17 protein-coding genes are annotated in these 19821 nt (G+C 64.0%); 11 read left to right on the top strand and 6 right to left on the bottom strand.

Going from position 1 to position 19821, the window contains the following annotated elements; all coding sequences use genetic code 11:
- Positions 1–88 precede the first annotated feature (88 nt).
- Positions 89–835: a phosphonate metabolism transcriptional regulator PhnF gene (phnF, locus tag ACWGS9_RS23740; protein ID WP_454507537.1), complete on the top strand. Its 747-nt coding sequence runs from the start codon at positions 89–91 to the stop codon at positions 833–835.
- A gap of 293 nt (positions 836–1128) precedes the next feature.
- Here the strand turns inward: phnF and ACWGS9_RS23735 are convergent, their stop codons facing one another.
- From ACWGS9_RS23735 to ACWGS9_RS23715, 5 genes are all read right to left on the bottom strand, one after another.
- On the bottom strand, positions 1129–2145 hold the full coding sequence (locus tag ACWGS9_RS23735; protein WP_454507536.1) for a zinc-binding alcohol dehydrogenase family protein: 1017 nt from the start codon (positions 2143–2145) through the stop codon (positions 1129–1131).
- A gap of 70 nt (positions 2146–2215) precedes the next feature.
- The gene (locus tag ACWGS9_RS23730; protein WP_454507535.1) at positions 2216–3181 is read right to left on the bottom strand and encodes an ABC transporter permease; all 966 of its coding nucleotides are present in this window, start codon (positions 3179–3181) and stop codon (positions 2216–2218) included.
- Complete coding sequence (locus ACWGS9_RS23725; RefSeq protein WP_454507534.1) at positions 3178–4731, bottom strand: sugar ABC transporter ATP-binding protein; 1554 nt, start codon at positions 4729–4731, stop codon at positions 3178–3180. Before ACWGS9_RS23725 ends, ACWGS9_RS23730 begins: the two co-directional genes overlap by 4 nt.
- Positions 4732–4890: 159 nt before the next feature.
- A complete protein-coding gene (locus ACWGS9_RS23720) occupies positions 4891–5886 on the bottom strand; it encodes an ABC transporter substrate-binding protein (RefSeq protein ID WP_454507533.1) in 996 nt (331 codons plus the stop codon).
- Between the two features lie 340 nt (positions 5887–6226).
- A complete protein-coding gene (locus ACWGS9_RS23715) occupies positions 6227–7732 on the bottom strand; it encodes a UxaA family hydrolase (protein ID WP_454507532.1) in 1506 nt (501 codons plus the stop codon).
- Between the two features lie 259 nt (positions 7733–7991).
- Between ACWGS9_RS23715 and ACWGS9_RS23710 the strand changes: the two genes are divergently transcribed.
- The 6 genes from ACWGS9_RS23710 to gndA all read left to right on the top strand — a co-directional run bounded on the left by ACWGS9_RS23710 (position 7992) and on the right by gndA (position 13818).
- Entirely contained in the window at positions 7992–8894 is a 903-nt protein-coding gene (locus tag ACWGS9_RS23710; protein WP_454507531.1) for a GntR family transcriptional regulator, read from the top strand.
- A gap of 147 nt (positions 8895–9041) precedes the next feature.
- Positions 9042–9389, top strand: coding sequence for a DUF2946 family protein (locus ACWGS9_RS23705; RefSeq protein ID WP_454507530.1), 348 nt, complete (start codon positions 9042–9044; stop codon positions 9387–9389).
- Positions 9390–9478: 89 nt separating this feature from the next.
- Complete coding sequence (locus tag ACWGS9_RS23700) at positions 9479–10024, top strand: copper chaperone PCu(A)C (protein WP_454507529.1); 546 nt, start codon at positions 9479–9481, stop codon at positions 10022–10024.
- 34 nt (positions 10025–10058) lie between these two features.
- Positions 10059–10577, top strand: coding sequence for a YcnI family copper-binding membrane protein (locus ACWGS9_RS23695; protein WP_454507528.1), 519 nt, complete (start codon positions 10059–10061; stop codon positions 10575–10577).
- A gap of 53 nt (positions 10578–10630) precedes the next feature.
- On the top strand, positions 10631–12268 hold the full coding sequence (locus tag ACWGS9_RS23690) for a copper resistance CopC/CopD family protein (protein WP_454507527.1): 1638 nt from the start codon (positions 10631–10633) through the stop codon (positions 12266–12268).
- A gap of 104 nt (positions 12269–12372) precedes the next feature.
- A complete protein-coding gene (gene gndA / locus ACWGS9_RS23685; RefSeq protein ID WP_454507588.1) occupies positions 12373–13818 on the top strand; it encodes an NADP-dependent phosphogluconate dehydrogenase in 1446 nt (481 codons plus the stop codon).
- Between the two features lie 315 nt (positions 13819–14133).
- Here the strand turns inward: gndA and ACWGS9_RS23680 are convergent, their stop codons facing one another.
- Positions 14134–15177 (bottom strand): LacI family transcriptional regulator, encoded by a 1044-nt coding sequence (locus ACWGS9_RS23680; RefSeq protein WP_454507526.1) that lies wholly within the window; start codon positions 15175–15177, stop codon positions 14134–14136.
- A gap of 386 nt (positions 15178–15563) precedes the next feature.
- On the opposite strand from ACWGS9_RS23680, the gene ACWGS9_RS23675 reads away from it, so the two are divergent.
- The 4 genes from ACWGS9_RS23675 (at position 15564) to ACWGS9_RS23660 (ending at position 19815) form a co-directional block, all read left to right on the top strand.
- On the top strand, positions 15564–16802 hold the full coding sequence (locus ACWGS9_RS23675; RefSeq protein WP_454507525.1) for an ABC transporter substrate-binding protein: 1239 nt from the start codon (positions 15564–15566) through the stop codon (positions 16800–16802).
- 85 nt (positions 16803–16887) lie between these two features.
- The gene (locus ACWGS9_RS23670) at positions 16888–17781 is read left to right on the top strand and encodes a carbohydrate ABC transporter permease (RefSeq protein ID WP_454507524.1); all 894 of its coding nucleotides are present in this window, start codon (positions 16888–16890) and stop codon (positions 17779–17781) included.
- Positions 17774–18706 carry a carbohydrate ABC transporter permease gene (locus ACWGS9_RS23665; RefSeq protein WP_454507523.1) on the top strand — a complete coding sequence of 311 codons (933 nt, stop codon included), beginning with the start codon at positions 17774–17776 and terminating at the stop codon, positions 18704–18706. The genes ACWGS9_RS23670 and ACWGS9_RS23665 overlap by 8 nt, the downstream gene beginning before the upstream one ends.
- Positions 18706–19815: an ABC transporter ATP-binding protein gene (locus tag ACWGS9_RS23660; protein ID WP_454507522.1), complete on the top strand. Its 1110-nt coding sequence runs from the start codon at positions 18706–18708 to the stop codon at positions 19813–19815. The genes ACWGS9_RS23665 and ACWGS9_RS23660 overlap by 1 nt, the downstream gene beginning before the upstream one ends.
- Positions 19816–19821: the final 6 nt, after the last annotated feature.

The raw sequence follows: 19821 nt of genomic DNA, 5'->3' as shown, positions 1-19821 counted from the left end.
TAGACAACTATACAAATTATACTTACCTCGTACCGAGAGTCCATGACGGGTGGATGACAGGGCGCAAGAAATTGCTTGGGGGCGGCGAATGATCGGACTGGCGAGCAGCATCGAAAGGCGTAACGGCGTATCGCTGTGGCGGCAGATCGCGGACAGGATATTGCAGGGCATCGCGAGCGGCGATTTCGAGGAGAATGCGGCACTGCCGCCTGAAGTCGCGTTGGCGGAGCGCTACGGCGTCAACCGCCACACGGTGCGCAGCGCTATTGCAGCACTTGTGCGGGAGGGCGTGCTGAAGGCCGAGCAGGGACGCGGCACCTTCGTCTTGTCGCGCAAGCGGCTGTCCTATCCGATCGGCGCACGCACGCGCTTCTCGACCGGGCTGCAGGGGCAGACGACCGAGCGGCATATCGCGCTACTGTCGTCATCGACCGAACCGGCCGGGCGGCGAATCGCCGAGGCGCTGGGTATTGCGAAGGGCGCGGCCGTCATCCGCCTGGAGACGCGCGGCGAGGCCGACGGTCACCCCGTGTCGCGGGCAACGATCTGGTTCGACGCCAAACGCTTCACCGGCATCGAAGCGGCAATGGCCGAAACGGGATCGATCACTGCCTCGCTCAAGCGCTTCGGCATCAATGATTATCTCAGGCACTCGACGGTGCTGTCGGCGCGCCATGCCGATGCCGACGATCTCGCCGCGCTGGATCTGCAGCCGGGCGCCATCGTGCTGGTCACCGTCGCCGTCAACGTCACGCTCGACGGCCAGCCGATCCAGTTCGCGGAGTCGCGCTTTTCAGCGGAGCGGGTGGAACTCAGGCTCTCGGCCAACGATTAGTTCTCGACGTCGTCATCTTCGGACGACCCCAGAGGTCGTCATCCACGGGCGGAGCGACGCGAAGCGGAGCGCAGACCCGAGGATCCATGCCGTTACTTTGATAGTACAGTGCAGCGGAGCAGAACTCTGCATTGCTGCGACGCGTCGACGTCACGGAATGGATCCTCGGGTCTGCGCTGCGTCGCTACGCTCCTTGCTCCGCCCGTGGATGACGAGGCGACAAAGGCTTCGGCCAATCGCAAAGGCATGCGCTCTGCCTGTCACCCGCCGAATGCTCGTTTCGAACCGATATCTCACCCGACCTCGATAACCGCCTTGATCAGGCCGGTTTTCTCATGCGTCCACCTGGCGAGGTCGCGCGGCGTTTGGCCAAGCGTCGTGCGATGGGTGACGAGCTTGTTCAACGGTACGGCGCCGTTGCGGATCGAGGCGGCGACATGATCGAAATCGGCTCTCAGCGCATTGCGGCTGCCGACCAGCGTCATCTCGCGCTTGTGGAACTCCGGGTCGGAGAAGGCGATGTCGTCCTTGACGACGCTAACCAGCACCAGCGTGCCGCCATGCGCGACATGGGCGAAGGCCGATTGCACGGATTGGGTGTTGCCGGTCGCGTCGAACACAAGATCGAAACCATCGCCGGCGGTTGCCTGCCGTACCAGCTCGGCAGCCGGTGCCTTGGAACTGTCTAGCGGGGCAAAGCCGAGTTCCTTTTCGGCGAAGCCGAGGCGCTCGGCGCTCATGTCGAGCAGGCTGACCTCCAGCCCGGCGATGCGTGCGAAGATCGCTGTGCCGAGACCGATCGGCCCGGCGCCGATGACCAGCGTGCGCGCGCCGGGCGTTGCGAGCGATCGGCGCACCGCATGCGCGCCGATGGCCAGAAATTCCACCGCGGCGGCGTCGGCCAGCGACAGGCCGTTTGCCGGATAAAGGTTCTGCGCCGGCACCAGGATCTCGTCGCACATGGCGCCGTCGCGATGTACGCCCAGCACTTCGATCTTCACGCAGCAATTCGGCTTGGCGTGCCGGCAGGCGATGCATTTGCCGCAGGCGAGATAGGGGTTGATGATCACCGGCTCGCCGACGCTGATCTCGACGCCTTCACCCTTCTCGACGATCGTGCCCGCAACCTCATGACCCATGATGCGCGGATAAGCGAGGAAAGGGTGCTTGCCTTCGAAGATGTGGTAGTCGGTGCCGCAGATGCCGACATGGCTGACCGCGACGCGCGCCCAGCCGGGCGGCGGCGCGCCGGGGTCGGCGCGGTCTTCGAGGACAAGATCGCCGGGCGAGCGGCAGACGACGGCTTTCATGGGCAATCCAAAGCAAAAAAGCGCGCCGGCCTCGGTCTAGCGGGGCCGGCGCGGAAGTTTCAGGGAGGATTCATTTGCCGCGACGGCGCAGGCCGTCGAAATAGACGATGACGATGATCAGCAGGCCGGTAATGATCCGCTGCCAGAAGGCATTGACGTTAAGCAGGTTGGCGCCGTTGTTGATGGTCGCGAGGATGAAGGCGCCAAGCAGTGGTCCGTGCACCGAACCCACCGCGCCGAACAGCGAGGTGCCGCCGATGACCGACGAGGCAATCGCCTGCAACTCCCAGCCCTCGGCCTGCGTCGGGTTGCCGATGCCGATGCGTGAGGCGAGCAGCACGCCGACGAAGGCCGCGCACAGGCCGGACAGCGTATAGGCCATGTAGATGGTGCGCTGCACGTTGACGCCGGACAGGCGCGACGCCTCGGCATTGGAGCCGACCGAGAACAGATAGCGGCCCCAGCGGCTGTGATGCAGGAAGACGTAGGCCGGAATACCAACCAGGATCACCATCCAGAACAGATTGGGGATGCCGACGAAGGAGTTGCGCGAGAACTCCTGGAAGGCGTCGTTGTTGATCGAGATCGAATTGCCGTTGGTCATCAACAGGCCGATGCCGCGGAGCGATGTCAGCGTCGCCAGCGTGATGATGAAGGGCGGCAGACCCATCTTGACGATGCCGAAACCGTGGAACAGGCCGATGGCGACGCCGACCAGAAGAGTGATCAGGATGGCGGCGAAGATCGGCACGCCGGCATTGATCAGCATGGCGGCGATGACGGTGGAGAAGCCGACCACCGCGCCGACGGAAAGATCGATACCGCCGGTGATGATGACGAAGGTCTGGCCGACTGCCAGGATGGCGATCATCGAACCCTGGCGCAGCAGGTTCGAGATGTTGTTGGCCGAGGCGAAGCTCGGCGTCGCCAGCGACAGGATGACCCACAGCAGAACGAGCAGCGCCAGCAGCGTCAGCCCGAACAGGGCGTTGTAATTTCGCTTGGGCTTTTCGGCGGCGATGGCCTCGGTGCTCATGTCTGACCTCCCTGCTTTTCTTGTTTCTCGGCAAGCGCCTGCGTGAGAATTTCCTCGTGATCGGCGGTGCGGAAGCCATGCGTGGCGACCAGCTTGCCGCGCCGGAACACATGCAGCGCGTCGGCAAGCTCGTAGACTTCCGGCAGATAGGACGAGATCAGGATGATGCCGGCGCCCTTGGACAGAAGCGCGCCGAACAGCCGGTAGATCTCGGCCTTGGTGCCGACATCGACGCCCACCGTCGGCTCGTCGAAGATGAACAGCTTGGCGCCGTGCGCCAGCCATTTGCCGATGACGATCTTCTGCTGGTTGCCGCCGGACAGGCTGGAGGCGAGCGCATGGCGTGTCGGGGTCTTGATGCGCAGGTCGGCGATCTGGCGGTCGGCCTCGGCCTTCTCCTTCGCGCCGGAAATCAGCAGGTTGCTCGAGATGCGCTTGTAGATCGGCAGGTTGAGGTTCGTGCCCACCGGCAGGTTGAGGCACAGGCCCTGGTCGCGACGGCTTTCCGGCGCCAGCGCCATGCCGAGCCGGATCGCGTCGTGCTCGGAATTGACCTGCACCTCCTTGCCTTGCCACAGGATCTGGCCTGCCGATTTCCTGTGGCGCCCGTAGAGCGTGGTGACGAACTCGCTGCGGCCCGCGCCGATCAGGCCGTAGAGGCCGACGATCTCGCCGGCGCGGACGGTCAGCGAGACATTCTCGAAGCCTTTGCCCGAGAGCTTCTTCGTCTCGACGATCGTGGCGCCGGGCGTGAAATGCTCCTTGTGGTAGATCTGCTCGATCGAGCGGTTGATCATCAGCTTGACCAGCTCGGGCTCGTTGGTCTCGGCGATGCTGCGGGTGCCGACGAGCGAGCCGTCACGCAGCACGGAAACGCGGTCGGCGAGTTCGAACACTTCCTCCATGCGGTGGCTGATGTAGATGATGGTGACGCCTTCGCCCTTGAGCCGGCGGATCAGCTTGAAGAGCTGGTCGGCCTCCTTGCGGGTGAGGTAGGCGGTCGGCTCGTCGAAGATCAGGAATTTGGTGCCGCGCACGGTGGCGCGGGCGGCGGCGATCAGCTGCTGCTGGCCGATGGTGAGATCGCCGAGCACGACATGCGCCGGCAGATCGAAGCCCAGGCCGTCGATGATCTTTTGCGCATCCTTGACCATGGCGCGCTGCTGTAAGAGGCCGAAGCGGGACTCCTCCTCGCCGAGGAACATGTTGGCGGCGACGGTGAGATGGCGGCACAGCACCACCTCCTGGTGGACGGCGTTGATGCCCAGCGCCATCGCCTCATGCGGGGTGGCCAAAGCTGCCGGCTTGCCTTCCCAGACGACCTCGCCCGAGGTGCGGGGCATGACGCCGGTCAGAAGCTTGATGAGGGTCGATTTGCCCGCGCCGTTCTCGCCGACAATGGCGTGGATTTCACCCGCCTTGAAGGCAAGGTGCACGGGCTTCAGCGCATGCGTGCCGGGATAGCGCTTTTCCAGCCCGTTGAGTTCGAGGATCGTCCTGCCCGGCTGCAGCGTGGGGGCCGGGTGCAGTTCCTGCGCCGTCGACGTCATGACAATCCTCCCAGATTGGTCTCAATCGTTGGGTACGCAGCGATGCGTCTGACGCGCATCTCGAGGACGGAGCCTAAAGCAAGCCGGCGAATTGCCAAGCCGCCTGTCGACGATGTTTCCGGGGCGCCATGGCCCCGGAAACGACACTCATAGCGGCGCTTACTTGAGCTTCGGGTTGAGCAGCGCGTCGATCTTCGGATCCTTCATGTTGGCCTTGGTGACGAGGTTCGCACCGGTGTCGACATTGGCCTCGACCTTCTCGCCCTTCGAAGCGGCGAGTGCGGTCTTGATGCCGTCATAGCCCATCCGGTACGGGTCCTGGACAACGAGGCCGGAGATGACGCCGTCGTTCAAGAACTTGATCAGCTTCTCGTCGCTGTCGAAGCCGATCAGTCCCACCTTGCCGGCGAGTTTGTTCTCGGCAATCGCCTGGCCTACGCCCTGCGCCATGATCAGGTTGGAGGCGAAGATGCCCTTGAGGTCCGGATTGGCGGTAATCAGGTCGGTGGCGATGTTGAGGCCGGTGGTGGCCTGACCGTCGGCATATTTGTCGGCGACGAGCTCGAGGCCGGGATATTTGGCCTTGAGCTGTTCCTTGAAGCCCTGCGCGCGCTGCTCGAGCGAGCCGGCGCCGGGAAGCGCTGTGATCAACGCCACCTTGCCTTCGACCTTGCCGCCATTGGCGGCGCCGATCGCGGCGGCGAGACCGTCAGCGGCGACGCGACCGCCCTGGACGTTGTCGGTTGTGAGGAAGGAGGTGAAGGCCTTGGAATCGGCGCTGGAGTCGATGCCGATGACCTTGACCTTCGAAGCTGCCTCGTCGATCGGCTTGCCAAGCGCCTTGGCCTCGGTCGGCGCGATCACGACGGCGGCCGGGTTGCCGGCGACGGCATTTTCGAGGATCGAGATCTGTCCATTGACGTCGGTTTCGGCCTGGGCGCCGAGTTCCGGCACATTGACGCCGAGATCCTTGCCCGCCTTGCGGGCACCGGCCAGAACGATCTGCCAGTAAAAGGAGGTGGTATCCTTGACAATGATCGGAATGGTCACGTCGGCGGCCGAGGCGGGTGCGGAATGCATCGCGCCGGCAAGCATCGACGCAGCGGCCAAAGCCACGAAAGCACGGCGGTTGAGATGGCTGGTCACGAATTTCATTAGGTTCCTCCCTAAAATCGCCTGGTGAAGGTTTCGGAAGCTCCATCTGGATAGGCGCGGCCCAAATAGAACTTTATCAATAAAAAACAGATGCCGTTTTTTGATAGTGCAACGCTGCGGCCGATGCAAGCGGCGTCTTGGTGCCGCTTGCGTGATGCCCGGTGGCGATCTCAGCTCAGCCGGTTCCTTGCCGACAACAGTCGGATGCTTCCGTTCCTCCCTTTTGGATATGGAACATTAATTCCACTATTCTGTCAACATGGAATATTTATTCCCTTCGCAAATCGCGGGATGGTTCCTTATCCGGCTGCGTTTTCAGGCCCCGATCTTGCGCAGTCGGCTACAGGGTCGCGCCGAGATGCCAGGGCACGAATTCGTTGTCGCCGTAGCCGAACGCCTCGCTCTTGGTCTTGCGGCCGGACGCCGTCTCGATGATCAGTTCGAAGAGCTCTCGGCCCATGCCGGCAATGGTCTTCTCGCCCGAGGCGATGACGCCGCAATTGACGTCCATGTCCTCTTCCATCTGGTGGTACATGGTGGAGTTGGTGGCGACCTTGATCGACGGCGTCGGCCGGCAGCCGAAGCAGGAACCGCGGCCGGTGGTGAAGACGATGACATTGGCGCCGCCCGCCACCTGGCCTGTGGCCGAGACCGGGTCGTAGCCGGGCGTGTCCATGAACACCAGGCCGCTGCCTGAGACCTTCTCGGCATAGCCGAAGACGCCGTTGAGCGGCGTCTGGCCGCCCTTGGCGACCGCGCCCAGCGATTTCTCGAGAATCGTCGTCAGGCCGCCGCGCTTGTTGCCGGGCGAGGGATTGTTGTCGATCGAGGCGCCATGCTTGGCGGTATGCTCCTCCCACCATTTCACATAGCCGTCGAGCTTGGCGGCGATCTCGGGCGAGGCGGCGCGATAGGCGAGCAGATGCTCGGCGCCATAGATCTCGGTCGTCTCCGACAGGATACCGACACCACCGCAGCCGGCCAGGATATCGACGGCGGCGCCCAATGCCGGGTTTGCCGTGATGCCGGACATGCCGTCCGAGCCGCCGCATTGCAGGCCGACGACGATTTCTGAGACCGGGATCGGCTCGCGCTGCAAATGGCCGACCTCCTCGGCGATCTCGGCCAGCACGCCCATCGCCCTCGCGACGGATTTACGCGAACCGCCGGCTTCCTGGATGTTGAAATGGCGTTTTCCCGCGGCGACGCCCTTTTGGCCGTAAAGGGTGAGCTGGTTGACCTCGCAGCCCAGCCCCACCATCAGGATGCCGCCGAAATTCGGATGGCGCGCATAGCCCGCGAGCGTGCGGTGCAGAACCATCATGCCGTCGCCGGTGGCGCTCATGCCGCAGCCCTGGCCATGCACGATCGGCACGAAGCCGTCGATGCCCGGATATTTCGGCAGCAGGGTGCGGTTGGCTTCGTCGGCAATGGCATGGCAGACGGTCGACGAGCAATTGACGCTGGCGATGATGCCGATGAAGTTACGCGTGCCGGCGCGGCCGTCGGCGCGGCGGTAGCCCATGAAGGTGCGCTTGCGGTCAGCCTCGGTGGCGTGCTCGGCCTCATTCGGCGGCACCACCGGCAGGCGGCCGCTCTCGAACACCAGATTGTGCGAATGGACATGCTCGCCGGCCGCGATGGCTTGCGTGGCGCGGCCGATCGCCTGCGCGTATTTCACCACCGCTTCGCCCGCCGCGATCGGCTTGATCGCCACCTTGTGGCCCGGCTCGATCACCGCCACGGCGGCAGCGCCGCCCGGCAATGTGGTGCCGATCTCGATACGGCCGTTGGCGACGGCGACATTGTCGGCGGGAGAAAGAAGGATGGTGTTTGCAACGTTCACGGCCGGTTGTCCTGGGTGGATCCTGGGAGGGCGGGCGGATTGACTTACGCCCATTTGAGGGTAATGTCTTTTATCGTGAAAAAACAGTTTTGCGTCAATCGTTTTTTCATCGCGGACGGCGTGCCTCACCTGGAGGCGCGGGCGCCCATTTTGCAAGCCGGCGAAAACCGTTCCTGTTTTCAGAAGCTTGGGCTAGGGACATATCTTATTGCGCCTCAAACCGGCCGTCGCAAGCGCCGGCGAGGCAACGGGGCAGGGAATGTCGAAGAGCAACAACGTCTACAAGGACGCCTTCAATCGCTGCCTGCGGCTGCTCGATGAATCGAAAAGCCTGCCGTCGGAGCCCGAGCTCGGCACGCTGCTCGGCGTCAGCCGCACCACGGTGCGCAGCATCCTTGCCCGCATGGAAGAGACCGGGCTGATTGCCTGGAACAAGCGCGACAAGACGGTGCTGAGGGCGCCGCGGCCGGAGGATTTCTTCCCCGAGGAGGAGACCGATACGCTGGCCGAGATCATCGAGCGCTCCTTCATGCGGCGCCTGCTTGCCGAGGGCGCCGAGGCCGGCATGCAGATCAACGAGCTGGAGCTGGCGCGCGAAATCGGCGTCGGCACCACCAGCGTGCGCGAGTTCCTGATCCGCTTCTCGCGCTTCGGGCTGATCGAGAAGCGGCGCAACAGCCACTGGGTGCTGAAGGGTTTCACGCGCGCCTTCGCGCTGGAGCTGACCGAGATCCGCGAGATGTTCGAGCTGCGCTCCGCGGCGGCCTTCGTCGCGCTGCCGGAAGACAGCGCGGTCTGGGTCGACCTCGACATGCTGGAGGTCCAACACCGCCAGCTCGCCAGCGAGATCGCCGTGCGCTTCAACGAATTTTCCGAACTCGACGAGCGCTTCCACCGGCTGATCCACCGTGCTTCGCACAACCGCTTCATCGTCGACTTCTACGACGTGATCGCGATGATCTTCCACTACCACTATCAGTGGAACAAGGCCGAGGAGCGCCAGCGCAACGAGGTCGCGGTCCAGGAGCATCTCGCCTATATCGCGGCGCTCAAATCGCGCGATCCCACCAAGGTGGACGCCGCGTGCCGCAAGCACCTGAAGTCGGCGCGCCAGACGCTGCTGAGCTCCATTCCCGAAGGACGGCAGGCGCAGCCTGCCTGACGGCGCGTTTGTCAGGGCGCGTTTGACGGATATCGCGCCGCGTTGCCGCAGCGCGGTTTTGCCGATTTTGCGGCCGCATCCCCCGTGCTACGGTCGATGCGTTCTGGGAGAGGTTTTCCGTTGGATATCCGGCTGAGACGATGGAGCATGCCGGCCGCGTTCGTCGCGGCGCTGCTTCTGTTGCTTCAGTCCTCTCTCGGCGCGTTCGCGTTTGGCACGCCGTCACAGCTCGATGCTTTCGGCAACGTCATCTGCACGCACGAAGGGGCCGCAAAACTCCCCGGCGGCGATCCGCACCAGCAGCATTTGCCGGCCTGCTGCTCGCTCGGCTGCAACATGGTTTCGCCGGCACATCTGCCGCCGCCGGAAGCGGGCGCGCTGGCCAGAACCCGGGTTTTTGAGGCCGTCGCCTTCCAGCTTCCGGCCTTCCGGCACCAGGACTTCGCCCGCGACCGTTCTCCGGCCAATCCGCGCGCGCCGCCGGCAATGGCCTGATCCGCGGAACCTTTCGCGGGCGCATCCATCCAAAGATCAGACTGTCCGCGGCCGCAAAGCGACGCGATCCTCATTTTCATGGAGCAACCATGTCCAATCTACCTCCCAAGGCGCAGACCCATGCTCTTCGTGACGTCCGGCCGCTCGGCCTGCAAGGTCTCGGCCTTGCCGTGTTCGTCCTTCTTCTCCTGCTTGCCTGCGTTCCCGGCGCCCGCGCGCATGAATTCAAGGTCGGCGATCTCGTGATCGAGCATCCCTGGTCGCGGGCCACGCCACCCGGCGCCAAGGTAGCCGGCGGCTATTTCACCGTGACCAACAAGGGCAGCACGCCGGACCGGCTGCTGTCGATTTCCTCCGACATCTCCGACAAGGCGGAGCTGCATGACATGGGCGTCAAGGACGGCGTCATGACCATGCGGCCGGTCAGCGGCGGGCTGGAGATCCCGGCCGGCGGCAAGGTCGCGCTGAAGCCGGGCGCCTATCACCTGATGTTCACCGGGCTGAAGCGGCAGCCGAAGCAAGGCGAGAAGTTTCCCGCCATACTGACCTTCGAGAAGGCCGGCAGCGTCACCGTCGAGTTTGCCGTCGAGGGCATGGGCGAGACCGGCGAGATGGACATGGATCACGCCGACTGATCCGCCATCCAGACAAAAATCAGAGGGACAATTCATGAAGAACTATCTTGTTGCCACGGGGGCGCTTCTCGCGCTCGGCACGAATGCCGCGTTCGCCCATATCACGCTGGAAACCCGGGAAGCCCCTGTCGGCTCGACCTACAAGGCCGTCCTGCGCGTGGCGCATGGCTGCGAGGGCAAGGCAACCACAGCCGTGCGCGTGCAGATTCCCGAAGGCGTCATTGCGGTGAAGCCGATGCCCAAGCCCGGCTGGACGCTGCAGACCAAGAAGGGCAAGTACGAGAAACCCTACCAGCTCTATGGCGAGACGCTGGCCACCGGCGTGAAGGAGGTGGACTGGAGCGGCGGCAATCTGCCCGACGAGTTCTACGACGAGTTCGTGTTCCGCGCTTGGCTGGCGGCCGATCTGCCGGCCGGCCAGATGCTCTATTTCCCTGTCGTGCAGGAATGCGGCGACGCCACCGATCGCTGGATCGAGATCCCGGCGGTCGGCCAGGATGAAGACGCGTTGGAAAATCCGGCGCCCGGCATCAAATTGCTGCCGAAGAAATGATCTCTTGATGGCGCGCTCCATCTGGGCGCGCCGTCACTTCCCGTTACAAAGGCATGAACGCAGCACAGTCTTCCTCGACGATCCGCACGGCAGGCCGATATGTCGGCCCGCTTGCCTGGCTGTTCGCAGCGCTCGTGGCGCTGGCGGTACTGGCCGTCCCCGGCCGCGGTTTCGCGCATGCGGCGCTTGTCGCGACCGACCCGGCCGATGGTGCCGTGCTGGCGCAGAGTCCAGCGCAATTTTCGCTGACCTTCAGCGAACCCGTCTTGCCGCTGGTGCTGACGCTTGTGCGGCCCGACGGCTCGCAGCTTGCGCTGACATCCTTCCGTCTCAACGACCAGACGGTCGAGATCGACAATCCCGAAACGCTCAAATCCGGCACGCATGTGCTGAGCTGGCGGGTGGTGTCGGTCGACGGTCATCCGGTCGGCGGTTCGGCGCTGTTTTCCATAGGCGCTCCAAGTGCAGCCCCGATGGCGGGCGAAGCCGTCGACTGGACACTGCGCACGGCGATCTGGGTCGCAAAGCTGTTTTTCTATGCCGCCCTCTTTCTCGGCGTTGGGGGCGCCTTCGCGCTCGCCTGGCTGGCCGGGGACCGGCGCTGCGGCCAGCGCTTTGTTGCCGCGGCACTGATTTTCGGCCTGGTCGGGGCGCCGGTGTCGCTCGGCCTGCAGGGGCTGGATGGGCTTGGCGCGCCGCTCGCCCGGTTTGCGACACCGACGGCCTGGAAGACCGCGCTGGAGACGAGCTTCGTCTGGACAGTGCTGGTCGGCCTGATCGCGCTTGGTCTCGCTCTGCTTTCGCTTACCGGACCATCGGGTCTTCGCAAGCTGTCGGCAAGTGCTGCGCTGCTCGGTGTCGGCGCCGCTCTTGCCGCGAGCGGTCACGCCAGCGCCGCCGAACCGCAATGGCTGACGCGGCCCCTGGTGTTTGTCCACGGCACGGCAATCGCCTTCTGGGCCGGGGCGCTGGCGCCGCTCGGCCTTGCGTTGCGGCAGCAGCCGGCTGAAGCGCGCGTGTTCCTTGGCCGGTTTTCGCGCGCGATCCTCCCCGTCGTCGCCGTGCTTGTCGCCAGCGGCATCGTGCTGGCAATCATCCAGGTGCGGGAACCGGCGGCGCTAATCCACACGGCCTATGGCCTCCTGTTGCTGCTGAAGCTCGCTCTGCTGCTATTCCTGTTCACGCTTGCCGCGGTCAACCGCTGGACGCTGACGGCGCCCGCCGAGGCCGGCGATACCGAAGTGCAGCGGCGGCTGGTGCGCTCGATCGGCATCGAGATGCTGTTCGTGCTCGCCATCTTCGGCGTCGCTGCCGGCTGGCGCTTCACGCCGCCGCCGCGCGCGCTGGCGATCGCCGCCGCGCAACCGGTGTCGATCCATATCCACACGCTGAAGGCGATGGCCGATCTCAGCATCACGCCCGGCCATGCCGGCGAGGTCGCAGCTTCGATGGTGATCATGACCGGCGATTTCGGGCCGCTGGACGCCAAGCAGGTGACGCTGGTGCTGTCGAAGCCGGATTCCGGCATCGAGCCGATCAAGCGGCCGGCGACCAAACCCGGCGACGGCACTTGGCGCGTCGACAATATGGTCATCCCAATCCCCGGACGCTGGAATGCCAGGCTCGACATCCTCGTGTCGGACTTCGAGGTGGTGAAGATCGAGGCGCCGATCGACGTCAGGGGCGAGTGATATTCAGGTGAGGCCGGCCTGCGAAGCGGTTGACGCCGCCCCCAAGGCCCGTCATTCATCTTGGGAAGTAGCGGGCATCGCCCCGAAACGCGACCACAACAAGCATTCAAAGCAGGGAGGAAACGATGGAAAAAGCCGAAATCGGCCTGATCGGCCTTGGCACGATGGGTTCCAACCTGGCGCTCAACATCGCCGAGCACGGGCACCGCATCGCCGTCTTCAACCGCACGCCATCGCGCACCGACGCCTTCGTCGAAAGCGCCGGTTCGCTGAAGGACATGGTGGTTCCCTGCTACAGCCTGGAGGAGCTCGCCGCGGCGATCCGGCCGCCGCGCCCGATCATCATCATGGTGCTGGCCGGCAAGCCGGTCGACGAGCAGATCGCGGCACTGCGCGGCGTGCTCTCCGACAACGACATCGTCATCGATGCCGGCAACGCCAATTTCCGCGACACGATGCGGCGCTTCTCGGAGCTGTCCGGCTCGGGCCTGACCTTCATCGGCATGGGCGTGTCGGGTGGCGAGGAAGGCGCGCGGCACGGGCCGTCGATCATGGTGGGCGGCACCGAAGAGTCCTGGAAGCGCGTCGAAAAAGTGCTGACGGCGATCTCGGCCAAGTTCAAGGACGAGCCTTGCGCGGCGTGGCTCGGCACCGATGGCGCCGGCCATTTCGTCAAGACCATCCACAACGGCATCGAATATGCCGACATGCAGATGATCGCCGAGATCTACGGCATCCTGCGCGACGGCCTCGGAATGGGGCCGAAGGAGATCGGCGACGTCTTCGCCGGCTGGAACAAGGGCCGGCTCAACTCCTATCTGATCGAGATCACCGCCAAGGTGCTGGCCGCCGACGATGCCAAGACCGGCAAGCCGGTGGTCGACATCATCCTCGACCGCGCCGGACAGAAGGGCACCGGCAAATGGTCGGTCATCGAGGCGCAGCAGCTCGGCATTCCGGCGACAGCCATCGAGGCGGCGGTCGCGGCGCGCGTGCTGTCCTCGATCAAGGACGAGCGGCAGGCGGCGGAAAAGGCCTATGGCGATATCGGGGTCGAAAAGATTCCCGGCGACAAGGCCGCGCTGCTCAAGGATCTGGAGCTGGCATTGTTCGCGGGCAAGATCGCGGCTTATGCGCAAGGGTTCGCAGTGATGAGCGGCGCCTCGAAGGAGTTCAACTGGAACCTGCCGATGCCGACCATCGCCAAGATCTGGCGCGCCGGCTGCATCATCCGCTCGCAGATGCTGGACACGATGGCGGAGGCTTTCGGTACGGGCAGCGCTTCCACCAATCTTCTGATGGCGCCGGCCTTCATCGCGATGATGAAGGAGGCGCATCCGTCGCTCAAGCGGATCGTGGCGCGCGCTTCCGAAGCCGGCTCGCCGGTGCCGGCGCTGTCCTCGGCGCTCGCCTATTTCGACAGCTACCGCCAGGGCCGCGGCACCTCGAACCTGATCCAGGCGCAGCGCGATTTCTTCGGCGCGCATGGTTTTGAGCGCATTGGCGAGCAGGGGGCATTCCACGGGCCATGGGGCAGCGGCGCTGCCTAGGCCTTGTACCGCTGGGTACGCTGGGCGCTTCTCCCGTGGTCATCCACGGCCGGAGCAAGGAGCGAAGCGACGCGGCGCAGACCCGAGGATCCATGCCGCGACGTCTGACATAGAATGCAGCGGTTTAGAAAGGGTTCTCCGAGGGCACCTTTGTCTGCATCACTGCAGCTCTCGAAATTCACGGAAAGGATCCTAGGGTCTGCGCGTCCGCTTCGCTCCTGCTCCGCCCGTGGATGACGAAGTTGAGGGGCTTCGGCCAATCTCCCCCCGTGGCCACCTAGCCCGACGAAAATCATTTGGTCAGGAAAACCTAAACTAACCCCGGTAGGGCAACACCTCGCTCGGCGTGCTGAGCGACTGCAGCGAGCCGGGGTCGGCGCCGCCGATCCAGCCGAGCACGGCACGGGCGAGCTCGGAGCCGGCGAGCCGGAAGTTCTCGTTGACGACGAGCAATTCCCGCCGGAACAAATGCAGCAGCTCCGACGATTGTTTCGACACCACGTCGACGTCGCGGCCGAGCTTCAGCCCGGCGTCCTCGATGCCGGCGACGATGGCGAGCGTCGCGGCGGCGGCGCTGCTGACAAAACCGTCCGGCCGGTCCTTGCGCCTCATCAATTGCGCGGTCCGCATCCTGATCTGGTCGATCGACTGATCGATCGAGACGGTGTTGAACGGCACCTCGCTGGCACCCACCTCGCTCAGCGCATCGGCAAAGCCGTTCACCGTATGGCCGTAATAGGTGAGGCCAACCGGAGGCGTCACAAGGGCAAGCCGGTTGCGGCCCCTGCCGGCGAGATAGCGGACGGCTTCGCCGGCAAAGGCGTAATTGTCGAAGTCGTGGTAGGGATGCACCAGCCCCATGTCGGTGCGGCCATGCGTGGCGAAGGGAATGCCGCGCTCCAGCATGTAGCGAGCCCGCGGGTCGTTGGGCTGGGTGCGCGAGATGATCACCCCGTCGGCCGAGCCCGTCTCGACCAGATAGCGCACCGGGTCCAGCGGATCCTGCGAGCGCGAATAGGGCGTGACGATCAGGTGGTAGGGCGTGTCGGCGATCACCTCGGTGACGCCGTAGATGATGTCCGAAACGAAGCTCATCAGCTCGTGCTCGGTGTTCAGCACAAGCGAGATGACATTGGTCTTGCCTGTTCTCAAGCGTACGCCGGCGCGGTTCGGGCGATAGCCGATCTGCTTGGCGACGAGCTGGACGCGGCGCCTGGTCTCGGCGCCGATCTCGGGTGCATCCTTCAGGGCGCGCGACACTGTGGTGACGCCAAGCCCGGTCATGAAGGCAAGCGTCTTCAGCGTCGGCCGCTCCTTGCCCGACGCGTCGTCGTCCTTCTTCGTTATCCGTCTATCCATTTGTCCCGCCCGTCAGGCGCATAGCAGCCGCGAGGCTGACCGGCAATCGTGCGGCGTTGACATTTGCGCGACCCTTGGCCTTCGGCCTGGTCCAGTATACTGAAACGTTACAGATTGCCAATATTGGTGAGTGGCGGGCAAGGCCGCGACCCTTGCCTTGCGGGTGAGGAGATGAACCGAAAGTCGCTGGAATCACAAAGAAATATTGGTTTTGGCCCACTTTAGGCACCAATCGCCCGCTTCGGCGCTGACATCGCCGCCTCGGAAGAAGGATTTTGTTCGTGTCTCGAAAAAATCTTCATCGGCTTTGAGGCGAGGGGTTGCTTATGCGGATCATTTGCCTTATCGAAAATCTGTAACGTTTCAGATTCTGGGAGGAAGCCGAAATGCGATACAAATTCCTGACCGCCGCGTTTGCCGCGACGGCTGCGCTCAACTTCGCCAGTCCGGCGGCTGCGACCGACCTGGAAGTCACCCACTGGTGGACTTCGGGCGGCGAGGCGGCGGCGGTGGCCGAGCTTGCCAAGGCCTTCGACGCGACGGGCAATCACTGGGTCGACGGCGCCATCGCCGGCTCCGGCGGCACGGCGCGGCCGATCATGATCAGCCGCATCACCGGCGGCGATCCGATGGGCGCCACGCAGTTCAACCACGGCCGCCAGGCGGAAGAACTGGTGCAGGCCGGGCTGATGCGCGACCTCACCGATATCGCCACCAAGGGTAAATGGACCGAGATCGTGCGGCCGAAGAGCCTGCTCGACTCGTGCACGATCGGCGGCAAGATCTATTGCGTGCCGGTCAACATCCATTCCTGGCAGTGGCTGTGGCTGTCCAACGAGGCTTTCCAGAAGGCCGGCGTGCCGATGCCGAAGGACTGGAATGAATTCGTGGCCGCCGCTCCGGCGCTGGAAAAGGCCGGCATCATCCCGCTCGCGGTCGGCGGGCAGCCCTGGCAGGCCTCGGGCGCCTTCGACGTGCTGCTCGCCGCGGTAGGCGGCACGGACGCCTTCCTCAAGGTCTATAAGGAAAAGGACGCCAAATTCGCCGGCGGTCCCGAGATCGCCAAAGTGTTCAAGGCGGCGGACGATGCCCGCAAGATGGCCAAGAACACCAATGTGCAGGACTGGAACCAGGCGACCAATCTGGTCATCACCGGCAAGGCCGGCGGCCAGATCATGGGTGACTGGGCGCAGGGCGAATTCCAGGTCGCCGGCAAGACCGCCGGCAAGGACTACGCCTGCCTGCCCGGCCTTGGCCTGAACGAGGTCATCGCCACCGGCGGCGACGCCTTCTACTTCCCGCGGCTCAAGGATGCCGACAAATCCAAGGCGCAGGAAGTTCTGGCCGAGACGCTGCTCGATCCGAAGACCCAGGTCGCCTTCAACCTCAAGAAGGGCTCGCTGCCGGTGCGCGGCGACGTCGATCTCAACACGGCGAACGACTGCATGAAGAAGGGTCTCGCCATTCTTGCCAAGGGAGCCGTCATCCCGTGGACGGACCAGCTGCTCTCGCAAGACAGCCAGAAGCAGAAGGAGGACCTGTTCTCCGAATTCTTCGCCAAGCCCGACATGTCGCTCGAAGAGGCGCAGAAGCGCTTCGCCGACATCATCGCTTCGGCCGATTGATCCTCGGCGCCCCCGCCAGCTCCCGGCCCCTGCCCATCGGGGGTCGGGAGCATGATGTCCTCATTGTCCCAGCCCGGCTGCCGAGATGAGCAACAGCGAACGCCCCAACCAGATTTTCCGTAACCTCAACGCGAAAATCGCATCGATCCCGATGATCCTGACCGCGCTTGTGGTCTTCGTCGGCGGCACGGCGTGGACGGTGCTCTATTCCTTCACCAATTCGAAGCTTTTGCCGCGGCTCAACTTCGTCGGGCTCGATCAATATCACCGGCTCTGGTCGACATCGCGCTGGCTGGTCTCGATCGAGAACCTTCTGATCTACGGCGCGATCTCGCTGGTGTTCTCGCTGGTCATCGGCTTCCTGCTTGCCGCTCTTCTCGATCAGAAGATCCGCTTCGAGGACACGTTCCGCACCATCTTCCTCTATCCCTTCGCGCTGTCCTTCATCGTCACCGGGCTTGTCTGGCAGTGGCTGCTCAACCCGGATTTCGGCGTCCAGCGCGTGGTGCGCGACCTTGGCTGGACGACCTTCAGCTTCGACCCGCTCTACAATTCCAGCATCGTCATCTACGGCATTTCGATCGCCGCGCTCTGGCAAGGCACGGGGCTCATCATGTGCCTGATGCTTGCCGGCCTGCGCGGCATCGACGAGGACATCTGGAAGGCCGCGCGGGTCGACGGGATACCGATGTGGAAAACGTATCTCTTCATCGTCATCCCGATGATGCGGCCGGTCTTCATCACCACGCTGGTGATCATCGCCGCCGGCATCGTCAAGGTCTATGACCTGGTCGTGGCGCAGACCAGCGGCGGCCCGGGCATCGCCTCCGAGGTGCCGGCGAAATATGTCTACGATTACATGTTCTTCGCCCAGAATCTCGGCCAGGGTTTCGCTGCCTCGACGATGATGCTGCTTTCGGTGGTGATCGTCATCGTGCCGTGGGCCTATCTCGAATTCGGAGGCCGCAAGCGTGGTTGATGTCGCCTCCCTGTCCACCAGCGCCGAAGCGCTGCGGCGCGACGCCGCCGGCCCGAGCGGGCCGAAGCCGCGGCACGTGTTGTCGCGCCGCAATATCTTCCTTTACGGCACGCTGATCGTCGTGGCGCTCTATTACCTTTTGCCGCTCTACGTGATGATCGTCACGTCGTTGAAGGGCATGCCGGAAATCCGCCTCGGCAACATCTTTTCGCCGCCGGTGGAGATCACCTTCGAGCCCTGGGTGAAAGCCTGGGCGACCGCCTGCACCGGCCTTAACTGCGATGGGCTCTCGCGTGGCTTCTGGAATTCGGTGCGCATCACCGTGCCGTCGGTGATCCTGTCGATCGCGATCGCGTCGGTGAACGGCTATGCCTTGGCCAACTGGCGCTTCAAGGGCGCCGACACCTTCTTCATCATCCTGATCGTCGGCGCCTTCATCCCTTACCAGGTGATGATTTATCCGATCGTCATCATCCTGCGCGAGATCGGCATCTACGGCACGCTGACCGGCCTGGTGATCGTGCATTCGATCTTCGGCATGCCGATCCTGACGCTGCTGTTCCGCAACTATTTCACATCGATGCCGGAGGAGCTGTTCCGTGCGGCGCGTGTCGACGGCGCCGGCTTCTGGGGCATCTATCTGCGCATCATGCTGCCGATGTCCCTGCCGATCTTCGTCGTCGCCATCATCCTGCAGGTGACCGGCATCTGGAACGACTTCCTGTTCGGCGTCGTCTACACGCGCCCCGACACCTATCCGATGACGGTGCAGCTCAACAACATCGTCAACTCGGTGCAAGGCGTGAAGGAATACAACGTCAACATGGCCGCGACCATCCTGACGGGTCTCGTTCCGCTCATCGTCTACTTCATTTCCGGCAAGCTCTTCGTGCGCGGCATCGCCGCCGGCGCGGTGAAAGGATGATGATGGCAGCAGAAACCGCCAGTCCCAGCGTTTCGATCCAGGATTTGTCGCTCAATTTCGGCGCCGTCTCGGTGCTGCAGACGCTCAATCTGGATGTCGCCGAGGGCGAGTTCATCGTGCTGCTCGGACCGTCCGGCTGCGGCAAGTCGACCTTGCTCAACTGCATCGCCGGCCTGCTCGACATTTCGGAAGGCCGCATCTTCATCAAGGGCAAGAACGTCACCTGGGAACAGCCGAAGGACCGCGGCATCGGCATGGTGTTCCAGTCCTACGCGCTCTATCCGCAGATGACGGTCGAGAGGAACCTTTCCTTCGGCCTGCGCGTCGCCGGCGTGCCGAAGGACGAGATCGCCAAACGCATCGCGCGCGCCGCCGAGATCTTGCAGATCGAACCGTTGCTGCTGAGGAAGCCCTCGGCGCTTTCGGGCGGTCAGCGCCAGCGCGTGGCGATCGGGCGCGCGCTGGTGCGCGACGTCGACGTCTTCCTGTTCGACGAGCCGCTCTCCAATCTCGACGCCAAGCTGCGTTCGGAACTGCGCGTCGAGATCAAGCTTTTGCACCGCCGCTTGCAGAACACGATGATCTACGTCACCCATGACCAGATCGAGGCGATGACGCTGGCCGATCGCATCGCGGTCATGAGAGGCGGGGTCATCCAGCAGCTCGACGCGCCGCAAAAGATCTACAACCGGCCAGTCAACCGCTTCGTCGCCGGCTTCCTCGGTTCGCCGGCGATGAATTTCCTCAAAGGCGAGTTGGAGGCGGGCGCCGTCCCCGTCTTCAAAGCGGACGGCGTGTCGGTGCCGCTCGGCCGCTATCAATTCGACGGCGACGGTGGCCGGGCCGCCAAGCCTTGCATCTTCGGCATCCGGCCTGAGCACATCGCTTTCGGCGACGCCGCCGGGGCCATGCCGTTCACCGCCGAGTCGACGGTCGAGATAGTAGATCCGATGGGCTCCGACACGCTGGTGTGGACCAAGCTCGGCGGCCAGATCATCTCCTTCCGCGTGGAAGCGGATAAGACGCTGCGCAACGGCGATGCGATCCGCATCGGCTTCGATCCGGCGCGCGCCTCGCTGTTCGACGCTCAAACCGACAATCGCCTTTAACTCCGA

The sequence above is a fragment of the Mesorhizobium sp. Arg314 genome (assembly GCF_053714275.1).
Note: the sequence above shows the minus strand (reverse complement) of the source record. Positions and strands in the feature narration are given on the sequence as shown.